This is a genomic window from Streptomyces sp. NBC_00878, from assembly GCF_026341515.1.
Taxonomy (GTDB): Bacteria; Actinomycetota; Actinomycetes; order Streptomycetales; family Streptomycetaceae; genus Streptomyces.
Genome location: NZ_JAPEOK010000001.1, coordinates 9,265,283 through 9,279,946, shown reverse-complemented (window position 1 = coordinate 9,279,946; position 14,664 = coordinate 9,265,283). Strand labels below are relative to the sequence as shown.

At 68.5% G+C, this 14,664-nt stretch carries 14 protein-coding genes and 2 pseudogenes; 7 read left to right on the top strand and 9 right to left on the bottom strand.

The features are described 5' to 3' along the window. Positions 1-22: 22 nt before the first annotated feature. Both OHA11_RS40280 and OHA11_RS40275 read right to left on the bottom strand, forming a co-directional pair. Positions 23-1,033, bottom strand: a complete 1,011-nt coding sequence (locus OHA11_RS40280; RefSeq protein ID WP_266505055.1) for a DMT family transporter — start codon at positions 1,031-1,033, stop codon at positions 23-25. Positions 1,034-1,121: 88 nt separating this feature from the next. Beyond that, positions 1,122-1,655, bottom strand: a complete 534-nt coding sequence (locus tag OHA11_RS40275; protein ID WP_266505054.1) for a Clp protease N-terminal domain-containing protein — start codon at positions 1,653-1,655, stop codon at positions 1,122-1,124. A gap of 196 nt (positions 1,656-1,851) precedes the next feature. Here OHA11_RS40275 and OHA11_RS40270 point away from each other — a divergent pair. Together OHA11_RS40270 and OHA11_RS40265 are read left to right on the top strand one after the other, a co-directional pair. Then, positions 1,852-2,040: pseudogene (locus OHA11_RS40270) on the top strand (hypothetical protein). Between the two features lie 126 nt (positions 2,041-2,166). Next, positions 2,167-2,595, top strand: coding sequence for an SRPBCC family protein (locus tag OHA11_RS40265; RefSeq protein WP_266505051.1), 429 nt, complete (start codon positions 2,167-2,169; stop codon positions 2,593-2,595). A gap of 62 nt (positions 2,596-2,657) precedes the next feature. On the opposite strand, the gene OHA11_RS40260 is transcribed toward OHA11_RS40265, so the two are convergent. Beyond that, entirely contained in the window at positions 2,658-3,956 is a 1,299-nt protein-coding gene (locus tag OHA11_RS40260) for an IS4 family transposase (protein WP_266507791.1), read from the bottom strand. Positions 3,957-4,205: 249 nt separating this feature from the next. Next, complete coding sequence (locus OHA11_RS40255; protein ID WP_266505048.1) at positions 4,206-4,850, bottom strand: PadR family transcriptional regulator; 645 nt, start codon at positions 4,848-4,850, stop codon at positions 4,206-4,208. A gap of 380 nt (positions 4,851-5,230) precedes the next feature. Here OHA11_RS40255 and OHA11_RS40250 point away from each other — a divergent pair, with 380 nt between their 5' ends. Further along, positions 5,231-5,818: a GNAT family N-acetyltransferase gene (locus OHA11_RS40250; RefSeq protein WP_266505046.1), complete on the top strand. Its 588-nt coding sequence runs from the start codon at positions 5,231-5,233 to the stop codon at positions 5,816-5,818. 462 nt (positions 5,819-6,280) lie between these two features. On the opposite strand, the gene OHA11_RS40245 is transcribed toward OHA11_RS40250, so the two are convergent. The 3 genes from OHA11_RS40245 to OHA11_RS40235 form a co-directional block, all read right to left on the bottom strand. Then, positions 6,281-6,955: a Type 1 glutamine amidotransferase-like domain-containing protein gene (locus OHA11_RS40245; RefSeq protein WP_266507790.1), complete on the bottom strand. Its 675-nt coding sequence runs from the start codon at positions 6,953-6,955 to the stop codon at positions 6,281-6,283. Positions 6,956-6,988: 33 nt separating this feature from the next. After that, on the bottom strand, positions 6,989-7,273 hold the full coding sequence (locus OHA11_RS40240) for a hypothetical protein (protein WP_266505044.1): 285 nt from the start codon (positions 7,271-7,273) through the stop codon (positions 6,989-6,991). 239 nt (positions 7,274-7,512) lie between these two features. Next, positions 7,513-8,292, bottom strand: coding sequence for an NAD(P)H-dependent oxidoreductase (locus tag OHA11_RS40235; protein ID WP_266505041.1), 780 nt, complete (start codon positions 8,290-8,292; stop codon positions 7,513-7,515). Between the two features lie 138 nt (positions 8,293-8,430). On the opposite strand from OHA11_RS40235, the gene OHA11_RS40230 reads away from it, so the two are divergent. Then, complete coding sequence (locus tag OHA11_RS40230) at positions 8,431-9,279, top strand: helix-turn-helix transcriptional regulator (RefSeq protein ID WP_266505039.1); 849 nt, start codon at positions 8,431-8,433, stop codon at positions 9,277-9,279. Positions 9,280-9,484: 205 nt separating this feature from the next. Further along, positions 9,485-9,694: pseudogene (locus OHA11_RS40225) on the top strand (VOC family protein); the annotation flags it as partial. A gap of 36 nt (positions 9,695-9,730) precedes the next feature. On the opposite strand, the gene OHA11_RS40220 reads toward OHA11_RS40225, so the two are convergent. Then, positions 9,731-10,453, bottom strand: a complete 723-nt coding sequence (locus OHA11_RS40220) for a GNAT family N-acetyltransferase (RefSeq protein WP_266505038.1) — start codon at positions 10,451-10,453, stop codon at positions 9,731-9,733. Between the two features lie 385 nt (positions 10,454-10,838). Between OHA11_RS40220 and OHA11_RS40215 the strand changes: the two genes are divergently transcribed. Next, positions 10,839-11,657, top strand: a complete 819-nt coding sequence (locus OHA11_RS40215) for a PhzF family phenazine biosynthesis protein (protein ID WP_266505036.1) — start codon at positions 10,839-10,841, stop codon at positions 11,655-11,657. 63 nt (positions 11,658-11,720) lie between these two features. Here the strand turns inward: OHA11_RS40215 and OHA11_RS40210 are convergent, their stop codons facing one another. Beyond that, positions 11,721-12,800: an IS110 family transposase gene (locus OHA11_RS40210; RefSeq protein WP_266506901.1), complete on the bottom strand. Its 1,080-nt coding sequence runs from the start codon at positions 12,798-12,800 to the stop codon at positions 11,721-11,723. A 544-nt stretch (positions 12,801-13,344) separates the two neighbouring features. On the opposite strand from OHA11_RS40210, the gene OHA11_RS40205 reads away from it, so the two are divergent. After that, entirely contained in the window at positions 13,345-14,568 is a 1,224-nt protein-coding gene (locus OHA11_RS40205; RefSeq protein WP_266491678.1) for an IS110 family transposase, read from the top strand. Positions 14,569-14,664: the final 96 nt, after the last annotated feature.

Here is a 14,664-nt window from a genome sequence, read left to right as displayed (position 1 = left end):
GACGGGAATGCGACGACAGGACCTAGACGCCGCTGCCCCGCGCCAACAACTCCCTTTCGGCGTCGCCGGTGCCGCCCACCACCGGCGTCTGAGAGGCCTTGGCAGGCGCGGACGACTGCGCGATGAAGGCGCCGCACAGGACCACCGCGCCGCCGATGATCTGCGGCGCCGACAGGTGCTCACCGAGCAGGACCCAGGCCAGCACGGTCGCGATGACCGCTTCCAGACAGGCCACGACGCCTGCCACCTGCGGCGAGAGCCTGCGCACAGCCTGTACGCCGGTCACGTAGGCGATGACGGTCGCGATCAGCACGATCCAGCTCAGCAGCAGATAGGCCGCGACCGCGGTGCCGTCCATCTCCGCAGTGCCACCGAGCACCGACCAGTCCATGCCCCACGGCCGCGCCACGACCGTCAGGACGAGCGCGCCGACCAGCAGTCCGTACGCGATGACGCCGAGCGGATCCGGGGCCCCCGCGCCCGCGTCGCTGCCCTGGTCGGACAGGACGAAGTAGCCGACCTGACAGCAGGCGGCGCCGAGCGCGAGCAGCAGCCCGAGGACGTCGAAGCTGAGCCCCGACCACACCTCGACGACACAGGCGAGCCCGCCGACGGCGAGGACGACGCCGAGGGCCGCGGCACGGGTCACCGGCCGCCCCTGCACGAACCGCACCCAGCCGAGGACCAGCGCAGGCGCGAGGTATTCGACGAGCAGCGCGACACCGACGGGGATGCGTGAGATCGAGGCGAAGTAGAAGGCCTGGATGCCAGTCACGGCGAGCAGCCCGAACCCGGCGAGCAGCGCGGGCCGCCTGCGCACCAGCCCCCGGTGACGCACGGCCAGCGGCAGCATCACCAGTGCGGCGCCGGCGACCCGCAGCCACACCACGTGCAGCGGATCGAGCCCCGCCTCGATCAACGGCTTGGCCGCGACGCCGGATCCGCCGAAGGCGACCGCCGACGCGAGCGCGAGGCCCAGCCCGAAGCCCCTCCCGCGGTTGCCCTGACTGCTCTCAGACGTATGCACCGGCACATGATGACAGGCGACGACATGAGCGTCACCCCCAATGACACCTGTCTCAACGAGTGGACCGGCGACGACGCCCGGCACCCGGCTCGACTCAGGCCTCGATGCCCTGCCCCGCCGCGGCGTCGATCCGCGCCAGCAGCGCCGCTACGTCGACTCCGGCGCGGCCCAGCACCTCCACCGCCCGCGACTCGGGTTCGGCGACGATCGCCGCGAGCAGGTCGACGGCGCCCGCGCGTTCGTCGCCCCGTCGCAGGGCGCGCTCGTACGCGACCTCCAGGGCGCCCACCGCCACCGGCGACCACCCGTCCTCGGTCACGGTCGGTATGGCGCCGGAGTCCTCGACGGAGCTCTGCCAGCGGAGCCCGTAGCCGATGCTGCGCTGGACGAGGTAGCCGAGCAGCCGGGCGACCTGCGAGTCACTGTCGAAGGGCGCGCGCACCTCGGGGGCGGACTCCAGGAGGGTGTGCAGCAGATGGGCCGTGTCGATCTGCCGGTCCCCGTCCCGCAGCGCCCGTCTGCGCGCACCGATGACCACCGCTGCCAGCTCCTCACTGAGCCGGGCCTCGATGTCCACGCGGAGCGGGTCATGCCCGGCTGCGCGCTGGTGGGGAGTACGGGATTGCACATCTCTTACCCCATCAGCCCCTTCGGATCGAGTCATCCTCGCGGGGGAGCATTTTCGCGTCCGACACAGGGTGGGCACCGCCGCACAACCCCTCCTCCTTACGGATGACATCAAGCCGCTTCCCTCGATCGGCGCGCGCCGCCTTGCCCTGCGCCCCTCGCGCAACCGCATCGCACCGGCGCTCGTCCAACGGAACATGGAGAGCAGGTGCTGGCTGGTGGCGCTGCCTGCTATCGACGGCAGGCAGTACGTATACCGGGTCTACGCCCCCGACGACGCGCTGCTCGCCGACCTGTTCTGAGATGCCTGGCACTGCCACGACGAAGGGCCGTACCCGCGCGCGTGGGACCTGTTCGACGCGGCGGTGATACGGCAGGTCAACTGATCCCCGCCACCGGGTTCCAATTCCTGACAGTTCATCAGTATTGAATGTTCAGGGCCCCGGGGCTACGTTCCGCGACACCGTAGCCAGCTGCGCCCGGCGCAGCACCCGAGACGAAGGGGTGGTCGCATGGCCGAAGTCAGCGCGGAAGCACGGATAGAGGCGCCCGCCGAGAAGGTCTGGGCGCAGCTCACGGACTTCTCCTCGTACGGCGAGTGGAACTCCACCCACACCAGCTTCCCGAAGGGCGGGCCCGAGACGCTCGAAGTCGGCGGCACCTTCGAGGAGAACATGAAGCTGATGGGTTTCCCCGCCGAGGTCAACTGGACCATCGAGGAGCTGAAGGCCGCCCGCACGCTCGCGATCCGGGGCAAGGGCCCGATGGCCGTGACCGTCGCCACGCGCTACACGCTGACCCCCGACGGCGAGGGCACGACCGTCCGTATCGACGGCGAGTTCACGGGTGCCGCCGTCTCACTGATGGCGGGCAAGCTGAAGGACTCGGCGACGGCGGCCCTGCACGAGTCCCTGCGCAAACTGGGCGGACTGGTCGCCTAGAGCCGACCGAGAACGGACCGTCACACACTCAACGTCACACGCTAAAGGGCAAGGCCGTGAAGTTACGGACTGGTCGTCGGCGTCAAGATGTTGATGCTGAGGGTGGCTGTGTAGGTGCGCCGGTCGACCTTGAGGCTCTTGTACGCGTATCGGGACAGGGGTCGTTTCACTGCGCGGGGGCTGATGCGGAGGCGGCGGGTGGGCATGAGCTGGTCCAGGACGGCACGGCCGATCGTTCCGACGAGGTCGATCACGGTGTCGGCGATAATTCCTGCGGCCTGGACGATCTGATCGCGGGCAGATCGGAGTGCGACGCTGAAACTGGCCCGGTCCGGGTCCGCTCCGGGTGTGGTCTCAGTGGCGTCGGCCATCGCGATCCGCAGGACCTGGTAGGCACTCAGCAAGGCGTAAACCTCCTGGGCAATGCCGGCCCAGGTCTTCGAGCGCAGGACCCGTCGGCCCAGCATCGACTTCTTGATCGCGAAGTGGGCGGACTCCACTTCCCACCGCTCGTGATACAGGCTGACCAGGTCGGATGCCGGGTATCGGTGGTAGTCAAGGAGGTTGGTGGCCAGTCGGTAGAGCCCTCTCTGACGGCCCTGGCTGGTGGTGATGGTGATCTCGCACTCGATGATGCGGATCTCCAGGGCGCCGAAGCGGGAGAGGTAGGAGCCGTCGTCGTAGTAGGCCAGGACCGGGGGCTTGCGGGTGGCCGAGACGCGGGCCAGGAAGGCGGCCTCGGTGGCGGCGACGGCGGCCAGGAACGTATTGCTGGAGAAGCCCCGGTCCAGCAGGACGATCATTCCGGCGTGGAGGGAGCGCGTGAGTCGCTTGCCGTAGACGGTCTCGCCGCTGGACCGGGGGCCGAAGGCGGCGTCCAGGACGGCGCGGGTGCCGCAGGCCACCAGCGCGGTCAGGCAGATCTGCGGGTAGCCGGAGGTCGCGTACTGGTTGGTGCTCTTGCCCAGGCGGGCCTGGTGCAGCGGGCTGTCGGGGACATCGAGGCAGGTGCCGTCGATCGCGACGGTCAGCAGGCCCTTGAAGCGGGCACCGGCTGTGCGGATCGCCGTGGCCGGCCCACGCAGCAGGTCGAACAGGGTCCGCATGGGGCGGACACCCAGACGGGTCCGGGCGTCCCAGAGCGCCGTGCCGGTGACCTTCGCGACCGGTATTGCCTCCAGGGCTGCGGTGAACTTGCGCCAGACGGCCAGATAGCCACAGTCCTCGAACAGGGCTGCGGCCAGCAACAGGTAGACCACCACCCGGGCAGGGATCTTTCGCAGTCGTTGCTGGACGGCACCGGTCTCGGTGAGGGCCGCATCGACCATCTCGAACGGGACGATCTGGGTGAGTTCCCCCAGGTGCCCGGGGGCGAACAGACCCTTGGCTACCTTGATTTCACGCGTGATGACACACTGATCGGACAGCGGAGCCTCCGGTGCTGTGAACGGCTGTCTTGGTCGACTGCCAGTTCTACCGGGGCTCCGCTTCCTGCGTCCCGAGTCGCCGCAGATCAGAGCGCACTTGCCAACGCCCCCGGACCCGTAACTTCACGGCCTTGCCCTAAAGGGGGGTACCTCGAAGTCGAAGTACCCCCCATTGGCGGACCATCAGTCCTCGTCGGCGAGGATCAGATACAGCTTCTTGCGCGCGTCGTTGATGACGGACAGCGCCTTCTCGCGCTGCTCCTTGCTGCCGGTCTTCCAGACCTGCCCGAACGCCTCCATCAGACCGAAGCCGGCCTGCCGGATGTCGCTCAGCGCCTCCCAGTCGACCCCACGCCCGGCGTCCTCCCAGGGCGCGTCGGGGCCCTCGTCGGCCGCGACACGACCGGCGTCGGTGAGCGAGAACAGTTTCTTGCCACCCTCGGTCGCACTGCTGATCAGGCCCTCGTCCTCCAGAAGCTGAAGCGTGGGGTACACCGAGCCGGGGCTGGGCTTCCATGCCCCGCCACTGCGCTCGGCGATCTCCTGGATCATCTCGTAGCCGTGCATCGGCCGGTCCTTGAGCAGGGCCAGGATCGACGCGCGTACATCGCCGCGCCGCGCCCTGCCACGCGGTCCGCCCCGGCCTCCGCGCCCGCCCCAGGGGCCCGGGCCGAAGCCGGGACCACCGAAACCGGGCCCGAAGGGACCGAAGGCGGAACGCCGCCCCTCGAAGCCACCCCGACCGGGGTGTCCGGGTCCGCCGTGTCCACGTCCACGTCCTTCACCGGGGCCGAACCCCGGTCCGTATTCCTCTCCATGGGAACGCATCGCAATCACTCCATTCCATCGTTGACCTGTCGCGATGCGTCAACGATATATCGGAACAGTTCGCCTGACAACCCCTTGTCGACGAGCGAGATGACCTGTCTCAGTGAAGGTTGATCACTTCGGTGAGTTGTGTCCCGTCGCAGCCAACGACGGCTTGTCTCAACCCGGCAGACATCATCCTGGTGTGGACGATGGGGGGAGCCGCTGAGCGGCAGGGGCGGGGCGGTCGGTTTCGAGGTGGCCCGAGTGCAGGAGGGTGCCGAGGGATGCAGGCCGCTGGCTGACGTGGCAGCAGTGGCCTTCGAGGCGGTCGCTCCGGCGCGGGAGTTCGGGAAAGCTCATTGCCTGACGGGTGGTGCTCTGGGGCGATACTGGCTTTCATGACTCCAGCGAATGAAGCGGACACAGTCCACTTACGGGCGTTCACCGAGGGCGACCTCGCCTTCCTCGATCGCCTCTGCACGGATCCCGATGCGCTCGGCGAGTTCGAGTGGCCCGGATTCAGTGATCCGAGGGCACGCCGCAAGCGGTGGGAGACCGACGGGTACATCTCCGCCGAATCCGCGGCGGTTGCGGTCGTTCGGGCCGACGATACGGTCATCGGCATCGCCACTTGGAAGCCCCGCGGTTTCCCGTCGGGTGTCACCTACGAGATCGGCGTGGGGGTCCTACCCGAGCATCGTGGACAAGGGGTGGGTACGGTGGCGCAGAAGCTGCTTGTGGACTACCTGTTGGACCGCACGACTGCGAACCGAATCGAAGCCCTCACCAATGGCGGCAACGTCAGCGAGCAGAAGGCCCTCGAACGCCTAGGGTTCCGTCGGGAAGGGGTCATGCGCGGTAGATCCTTCCAGCACGGCGAGTACGTCGATGTGCTTGTCTACGGCCTACTCCGCTCAGAGACCGTCCCGGAACCCCATGAGCATTCTCCAAACCTGCTCCGTGCGAGGTTGGAAAAGGCTTCCTGATCGCATGGGAGCGCTGGTGTCTTGTTGAGACTCGGCGGTTCGCGATCACGTAGCACCGGGCGGGTGGTTCGTCATCGTCAGGGTGGAGTTCTCACACATCGGCACGCCGCGGTCTGTGGTGTGCGGGTCTACGTGTTCAGCCTGGGATCAGCGGGCGCGGAGTGGTGCGGTCGGCGACAGAGCCACTTCTTGTGGTCACGCACGCAGGGTGACTATTGATCTTCGCGTGAGGTCGGTTGAGTTCGCCCGAAAATCGCCCGGCTGGGCGGTGGTGTGGTCGACAGTCCTTCGCCGTGAAGGAAGTGCTGCCGCAGCTGGATGAGCTGCTGTTCTCCTCAGTCGAGGGTGTGTTGGTGGAGATGTTCGGCCGCGCGGGATGAGAACTCCTCCGCAAGCGAGTTCTCCTCACTCCATGAATCGCCGCCCCAGCACTGCACCACGAACTCGCTCCGGAAGAACGCTTCATGAGGTCGGGTTGAACAACTTCCAGTGGCCCTCGGAGACCACTTCGATGGCGCCGTCGGCCACCTTGATGGCGGTCTGCTCGTCAGTCGCGTACGCCGGACCCGCGATCTGGGCCGCCCATCGTTCTGCCGCGGCCATGGTGTTTTCCGGACAAGCCGGATGATCCAGGTGCGGGAAGATCGAAAAATCAACCAGGCCCAGCGTGCTGTCGCCTCCGGTGGGCGGCTTCCAGCCCACGAAGTCCTGCCCGATGCGGGGGGTCATCACCATGCTCCCGGCGCTGAGTCCCACGTAGACCGTGTCGGGCAGCGACGGCAGGAGCCCAGCCAGCCCGGATTCCCGCATCCAGTGGCACAGGTACAGCGCGTCGCCGCCATTGACCAGCAGGACGTCGGCCTCCCGGACCCAGGAGACCCAGCGTGCTGTGTCGATGCTGGGCAGCGCGGTGAGTTCCAGCACGCCCACCGACTTCCACCCCAGCTCGGTCATGGGGCTGGGGGATCGTCCGCTGATGAATCGCCAGGGCCCGTCCGGATCGGCGTCGGGGGCCCCGTACCCTGCGGTGGGGATGCAGAGGGCGTTGGACTCGGTGATCGGCTTACCCAGGAGGTCGACCAACGCGTCCTGGATGCTCGCGTTCTTGATACCGGAGTCGGTGAGGAGAAGCTTCATCATGTCCTTCCCGAGTGATGAATAGATCCCAGGTCAGGAGTCATCCTCAATGAGTCCAAAACCTTCAGGGAAGCCCTCCAAGAACTCGCGGCGCGATGGATCGGACTCCTCTGCAGCCATCGAATCGAGTAGATCGATGAAGTCGCATCGCTGATCGCTCGTCAGCTGAGTCACCAGATGGGCAACACCCTCCAAGTCCTTGACCGTGCCATCTGGATCCATCTTCTCGTCCTCGCACCCCTCAACGAACCAGAGAACATCGAAGTTGCCGCCTATCCCGAAGTCATCGTTCTCACCGGCCTGTTCGCCCTGCCCCACTGGCGAGACCATCCCCAGCCGCCGACTGAACGTGCGCCGTTCGGACATTTGACCGCGCCCAGCTCGGGGTGGCTCGGACGTCGTTCAGCGGACCCCTCGATATTGGCCACCCGGCCCCACCTGGACGGCGAGCGGCGCGTGACGCCTCGAAGCGGCCCCACTGCTGCTCGCCTGCAGGTACGGCCACGGGGTGGGGCCGACTACGGACGTCGAAGCCACTCGGGGGGTTGGGCCGGCGGTTAGCCGCGCACATGTAGGCCGAAACCCGTGCGGCCCGCGGGCTCCAGTCCCTCCTTCAGGTGCAGCGAGGGGATCTCGTAGTCGCCGAAGTTCTGCCGCCGGAACGCGATCGGCTCGGTCGACTCCAGGGTGAGCAGGCGCTGTTCCCAGGCCTTGGCGATGTCCGGGTAGTCCTCGCCGGTCATCCGGTCGGTGCTGTACTGCACGAAGGGCGGCAGCACCTCGATGCCCGGGTAGTAGAGGATGCCGTGGTGGATCGGGAACAGCAGATCGTCGATGGGGCCGTTGATCCCGCGAGCGGCGTAATGCGACTCCGGGCCGCCGGCGGTCACCGACAGCAGAGCCTTCCTGCCCGCGAGGGTGCCTTCGCCGAAGCGCTCACCGTACTTGGTGTCGCTGTGCTCGCCGACGCCGTACGCGAAGTGGTAGGTGAACACCCGGTCCACCCAGCCTTTGAGGATCGCGGGCATCGTGTACCACCACAGCGGGAACTGGAAGATGATCGTGTCGGCCCACAGCAGCTTCTCCTGCTCGGCGAGGACGTCCGGGGTGAGTGTCCCGGCGTCGAAGGCCCGGCCCGAGTCCAGGGCGACCTTCAGCGGACTTGAGGCGTCGGGGCCGTAGTCCGCGGCGTCCACGACCGCCTTCCAGTTCATCGCGTACAGATCGCTCACCCGTACCTCGTGCCCGGCGCTCTCCAACGTGGACACCGCGAGGTCCTTCAGCGAGCTGTTGAGCGACTTCGGCTCCGGGTGGGCGTAGACGATCAGCGTCTTCATGGGGACTCCTTCGGATCGGGTGCCTTCGATCCTGGGCGCCGCGGCGCCCGGCGTTCAGGGGCGCCTCTTCCATCGGACGGGACTTCCTGGTAACGGCAGGACCACCTTCACCGACACCACCGAGGCCATACTGGGGGCATGGACGATCTTGCGGGCTTCCTGCGCACCCGGCGTTCCCGGGTCGACCCGGCGGCCGTCGGCATCCCCACCGACAGCCGCCGCCGCGTCGAAGGGCTGCGCCGCGAAGAGGTCGCGCACCTGTCCGGAGTCAGCGTCGACTACTACGTACGCCTGGAGCAGGGGCGCGCGACCCAGCCCTCCGAGCAGGTCCTCGACGCGCTCGCCCGGGTCCTCGGCCTCGACGAGACCGAACGCGGGCACCTCTACCGGCTCGCCCGGCAGCGCCGCCGCCGCGCGAAGGCGCCGGGCGGGCGGGTCCGGCCGGAGCTGCTGCGCGTCCTCGGCCTGGTCGCCGACGCACCCGCGCTGATCATGGACCACCGCCTGGACGTGCTCGCCGGGAACCGCCTCGCCGGGCTCCTCTACGGCCGGCCGATGCCGGGCCTGAACACCGCCCGGCACATCTTCCTTGAGGAGGCCGAGCGCGGCCTTTACGCGGACTGGGAGAAATGCACCCTCGACGTGGTCGGGCACCTGCGCCTGGCCGCCGGCAAATACCCCGAGGACCCCCGCCTGGCCTCGCTCATCGGCGAGTTGGCTATGGGCAGCGAGCGCTTCCGCCGCCTCTGGGCCCGCGCGGACGTGCGCGCCCGCGCACATGGACGCAAGGCGTACCGGCACCCGCTGGTCGGACTGCTGGAGCTGCACCAGGAGAACTTCGCCCTGCCGGACGAATCAGGCATGGAGCTGCTGGTGCTGTCCGCGGCCCCCGGCAGCCCCGCCGAGGACGGGCTGCGCCTGCTCGCGGGCCTGGGCGCGGACAGCGGTGACGCGCTTCCCACAGTGAACGCTCAGGTCCGCGAGTAGCTCAACGACGCCCACCCAACACCGGGAACGCCTCAACAACGACGGCTTTCCGGTCCCCGGCCTGCTTTGCGGCTGGTGACACGCTTCCGACCGGCACCCCAACTCCCGTCGGGACTGGCCGGAAACTGCCATCTTCACTGCGAATCCTGGCGCAGAGCGTCTCACCATCCTGACAAGGCCCAGTTCAGGAACCACCGACCTCGCCATGATCAATGAGACGCGACCTCGGCGCCAGCCCGCTCCAGGCGAGAACGGCCTGGGCCTGGGCTTCCAGCGAACCGGCGAGCCCAAGTCGGTCAAGAACCGTATGCACTTCGGCATCGCCTCACCGAACCCGCCCGCCGAGCAGCAGCGTGTCGAGGCACTCGGCGGGCGTCGAGTTGTCGTACGTGGACGCGGTGCACGGGCGACTACCGTTGTTGATCCCCACCGAGCCCCCGCGCCGCCCCTCCTAAGCGATCTCGATGCTGAGTTGGGAGCCCAGCTCGTCGAAGCCCAATGCGGCCGCGACACGCCGGGAGGCGGGAGGCCGCGCGCGCCACTGCGGGAGCAGCCCGACAGCGAGAGCATGGGCGACCGCCGCTGAGCCCGTCACCCGTGCCAGTCCTCGCCCGCGTGCTTGTGGCGCCGTCAGTACGCCGATATGGGCCGTCCGCCTCGGCCAGGCCCGATATCCCGCAGCAGCAACCACCTGGCCATGCTCGCGGACAATGAACGCGGGAGACGTAATCTCGTCCAGAGCAGCCTCACCAGCGTCTTCATGACCAGTCACCCGCTCCAAGCTCCGCAAATCCGGATGAGCGGCTGACAGTTGCTCCACCGCCAACGCGCCAGTCTCCGCCGGCCGGAATCCCGCTGCGGACACATATGACGGCGCCGCCGGCCCGAGCACCCGAGCGACCGGAAGGGCCTCCCGGACCAAAGCGCTGTCCACAACGGCCTCCACCGGCAGTCTCCCCAGTGCGTCACGGACGATCCGGGCAGCACTGTCACTCGGCGCGGTCACAATCGCCGATCCGCCCAGAGCAACCACTCCGACCCAGCCAACCGGGCACAGCCCGGACCGCGAGGAGACCACCACGTTCACACCGCCCGGGTGAGCGAACGACACCGGCACCTGGGCCAGGTGCTCCCAGAGCCCATGGGCTCGGACCACCAACGGATCAATCGGCATGGCCCCGATCCTGCCAGCCGGAGCAAGCCGCTGACCTGGGAATTCACGAGAGGCATCGGCAGCTACGGCACGGCGACACTCCATCGACGTCGTTCTCGGGCGAACCGAATCGACTGAGATCACATGAGACGGACAGTTGCAGCCTGTCTCAACGAACCGAGTCCACGCGTCTCACCCAATCCAGTCCACACAGGTCAGCGGCATGCGGACGACGGACTTCGTTGAGACAGGACAGCGAGAACCGCGCCGCCCTGCGCCCGCACGCCCCACACGTCCCCCACCCCCCACCACAGCTCCACACGGGCCCACCACCGGCCCAACACCGGTCCACCCGCCCCGGATTGGCCTTGGCCCGAGACTCTGATCGGCGCCTAGCGTCTGCCTCATGCGGATTCGAATCGTCGACGCCTTCACCGACCACCCCTTCACCGGCAACCCGGCCGGGGTCCTCCTCCTCGATGCCTCACAGTCCTTCCCGGACGACGCCTGGCTCCAGAACGTGGCCCTGGAGGTCAACCACGCGGAGACCGCGTTCGCCCATCCCCTCCCGGAGGGCGGCGAGGCCGACTGGGCGCTGCGCTGGTTCACCCCGGCCGCCGAGGTCGCGATGTGCGGCCACGCGACCCTCGCCACCGCGCACGTACTGGCCACGACGGGCGCCGCCCGGGGCCCCGTGCGGTTCGCGACCATGAGCGGTGTACTCATCGCCACCGCGCACGACGACGGCTCCATCACGCTGGACTTCCCCACCGCCCCGCTCACCGCGGTCGAGGTCCCGCAGGGCGTCGCCGAGGCCCTGGGCGCCGAGCCGCTCACCACCCATGACACGGGCCGGAACATCGGCGACCTGCTCATCGAACTCGCCGACGAGAAGACGGTCCTGGGCCTCTCCCCCGACCTCCCGTCCCTCGCCCGCCTCTCCGAGCGAGGCGTCATCGCCACCGCCCGCGCCGCGGATCCCTCCCAGGGCTACGACTTCGTCTCCCGCTGCTTCTTCCCGAACCTCGGCATCGACGAGGACCCGGTCACGGGCAGCGCCCACACGGCCCTCGCCCCCTTCTGGTCCGAGCGCCTCGGCCGCACCGACCTCACCGGCCGCCAGGCCTCGCCCCGCTCCGGCCTCGTACGCACCTCACTCCGCGGCGACCGCACGCTCCTCACCGGCCACGCGGTCACCGTCATCGAGGGGGAACTGCTCGCCTGAGCAAGCGCGAAAAAAAGGGGGGGCGTACGAGATTCTCGTACGCCCCGAGGCTGCTATATCGCGTCAAGCCGCTTGGTCGAGATTCTCGGAGTTCGTGACGGCGTTCTCTCGGCCGGAATGCTCGAGGATCTTGAAGAGCTGACGGCAGATTGCTCGCTTGAGGCAGCGTTGCGCGTCGCGAGAGGTCTTCCCCTCGGCGACTCTGCGGGCGACGTACGCCTTCGTGGTCGGGTCGAGCCGCATACGGATCAGCGAGATGGTGTGCAGAGCCCGGTTGAGCTGCCGGTCGCCGCTGCGGTTGAGCCGGTGCCGGTTGGTCAGCCCGGAGGAGGCGGGTATCGGCGATACTCCGGCGAAGGACGCGAAGGCGGCCTCGGACCTGAACCGGCCGGGATGGGACCAGCTGACCAGGATCTGGGTCGCTGTGATCGGCCCGACGCCGAGCAGGTCCAGGAGCTCCGGCGCAACCCCGCGGACCAGGATGAGCATTTCGTTCTCGAGCTCTTTGGCCTCGGCCTGCAGGGCTTGGATGCGTTGTGCGGTGGATCGCAGGGCCCGCGCGGTCATGCGATGCTCGACGTCCTGTGCCGGGCGGTCTCGCAGCTGAGCACAGCGGGCAATCTGGACCGGCCGCTTGAGTTTCCGCAGCTCGGCGCGGAGCTCGTCCGGCGCGGACACGATCAGCGACTTGAGCTGATTGATCGCGGCGGTGGAGGCGAGGACGGCACTGTGGCGGGTGGCGAGCAGGACGCGCAGGGCCTCGCGCCAGCCGCGGAGCCGGGGCTGGATCAGATGTTCGGTGGCCAGGGCTTCCTTGGCCGCGCGGATCGCATCGATCATGTCGGTCTTGCGCCCGCCACGGACAGCGGGGCGCTTGGGCCGGCAGACTTCCACGACCTGTTCACCGGCTTGATTGAGGAAGATGGCCAGACCGGCGCCGTAGCTGCCAATGCCTTCCAGGGCCCAGCAACGACGGCCGGGGATGTGCTGGCGGGCGAAGTCCAGCAGCCGCCGGTAGCCACGGGCGTTGGTGGGGGCATCAGTGCTGGCCAGGACGGCGCCAATGGGGCTGACGGCCGCAGCGGCGAGGGTGTCACGGTGGGTGTCGACGCCGATGACGCCGTCGACCTGTTCTGCGAGCATGGTCACGTGGTTGTTCTCCTTCGTGGGCGGGACGGCCGTGGTCGGCGTCGGCCTGGGTGGAGTCACCGCGTGGCAGAACTGTGATGAGTCACGTCGAAATGGCGGACAAGCTGCTGATCAAGCCAACGGGGTGGGCCAGGCCGACGCCGACGTCCAGCAGACATCTCGGGGGCACGACAAGCTCTGACGAGCCGTCAGTTACCTTGTGAGTCATGCCGGAACGTCGGCGTCGATCCTGACAGCAGCCCAACCCGGGCCGCAGCTCTACTCTCACAGTTACCTTTTTCGTGGCCCCGCAATGGGGCGCCTGGCCCCCGGGTCCGGTATGGCTGTGTGCCCCCTGTCGAAGTGGATGACCTGGGGGGTGTTGCCGCCGGGCTTCGGGGCACCGCTTGACCGCTGATGAGGGGCCTGACGACCGCCTGGTCCGGCGCAAATGCCGGGCCGCTTTACGGGCGGCATGTCTGCGTAACGTGGTTGCCGGCGTGTGGTGCCACAGGGACGGCCAGGAGTTGAGGAGACGAGTGGCGAGGGGCACGCGCACATGGTCGACACGACCGCGATAGATCTCTTCCTCGGCCTGGACCTGGGCAAGGAGTTCCACCACGCCCACGGCCGGACCGAGGACGGCACAACCGTGCACGACAAGCGGCTGCCCAACACCGAGCCGGAACTGCTGGAACTGTTCACCAGGCTGGTGGCGAAGTTCGGCACTGTCCTGGTGATCGTGGACCAGGTCGCCAACATCGGCGCGCTGCCGCTGACGGTGGCCCGCGCGGCGGGCTGCCGGGTGGCCTACCTGCCCGGTCTGTCGATGCGGCGGGCCGCCGACCTGCACCCGGGCGAGGCCAAGACCGACGTCCGCGACGCGTTCGTGATCGCCGAGACCGCCCGCACCATGCCGCACACCCTGCGCGCGGTGGACCGCGACGACGAGGTGCTGGCCGAGCTGACCATGCTCACCGGCTACGACAACGACCTGGCCGGCGAGGTCAACCGCGCCACCAACCGGCTGCGCGGCTTGCTCTCCCAGATCCACCCCTCTCTCGAGCGCGTGCTCGGCCCGCGCCTGGCCTACCCCTATATCCAGGCCCTCCTCCAACGGCACGGCTCCCCGGCGAGACTGAAGAAACTCGGCCGGGCCCGCTGCGAGGCCCTGCTCAAGGCACACGGCTCGCGCAAGGCCCACCACCTCACCACCGAGATCTTCGACGCGCTCGCCGAGCAGACCCTGGTCGTTCCCGGCACCGAGGCATCCGCGCTGATCGTGCCCGGCCTGGCCGCCCAGCTCGCCGCCGCCCACACCCAGCGCCGGGCCACCGAGCAGGAGATCGCCGCCCTGCTGGAGGCCCTCCCTCTTTTCCACCTCCTGACGTCTCTGCCCGGCCTCGGCGTCAGGACCACAGCGGCCGTGATCGTCGCGATCGGTGACGGCACCGGCTTCCCCACCGCCGGACACCTCGCCTCCTACGCCGGACTCGCCCCGGCCACGAAGTCCTCGGGCACCTCGATTCGCGGCGAGCACGCACCCCACCGCGGCAACCGGCTCCTCAAACGAGCCCTGTTCCAGGCCGCGTTCGCCGCGATCGGCTGCAAAACCGACCCGTCCTCCCGGACCTACTACGACCGGCAACGCGCACGCGGCAAGACCCACACCCAGGCAATCCTCCGCCTCGCCCGGCAACGCGTGAACGTCATCCACGCGATGATCCGCACCGGCGCCCTCTACGAACCACACACCCCCAGCGACGTCGACCTCGTAGCCTGACGACCCTGCCCTTGGCGACCCCGTCCCGCCCGCACACCGGCACGGCCACGAGCCGAGCCGCCCACCAGGCTGCCCAACAAGCACCTGATCCACCGG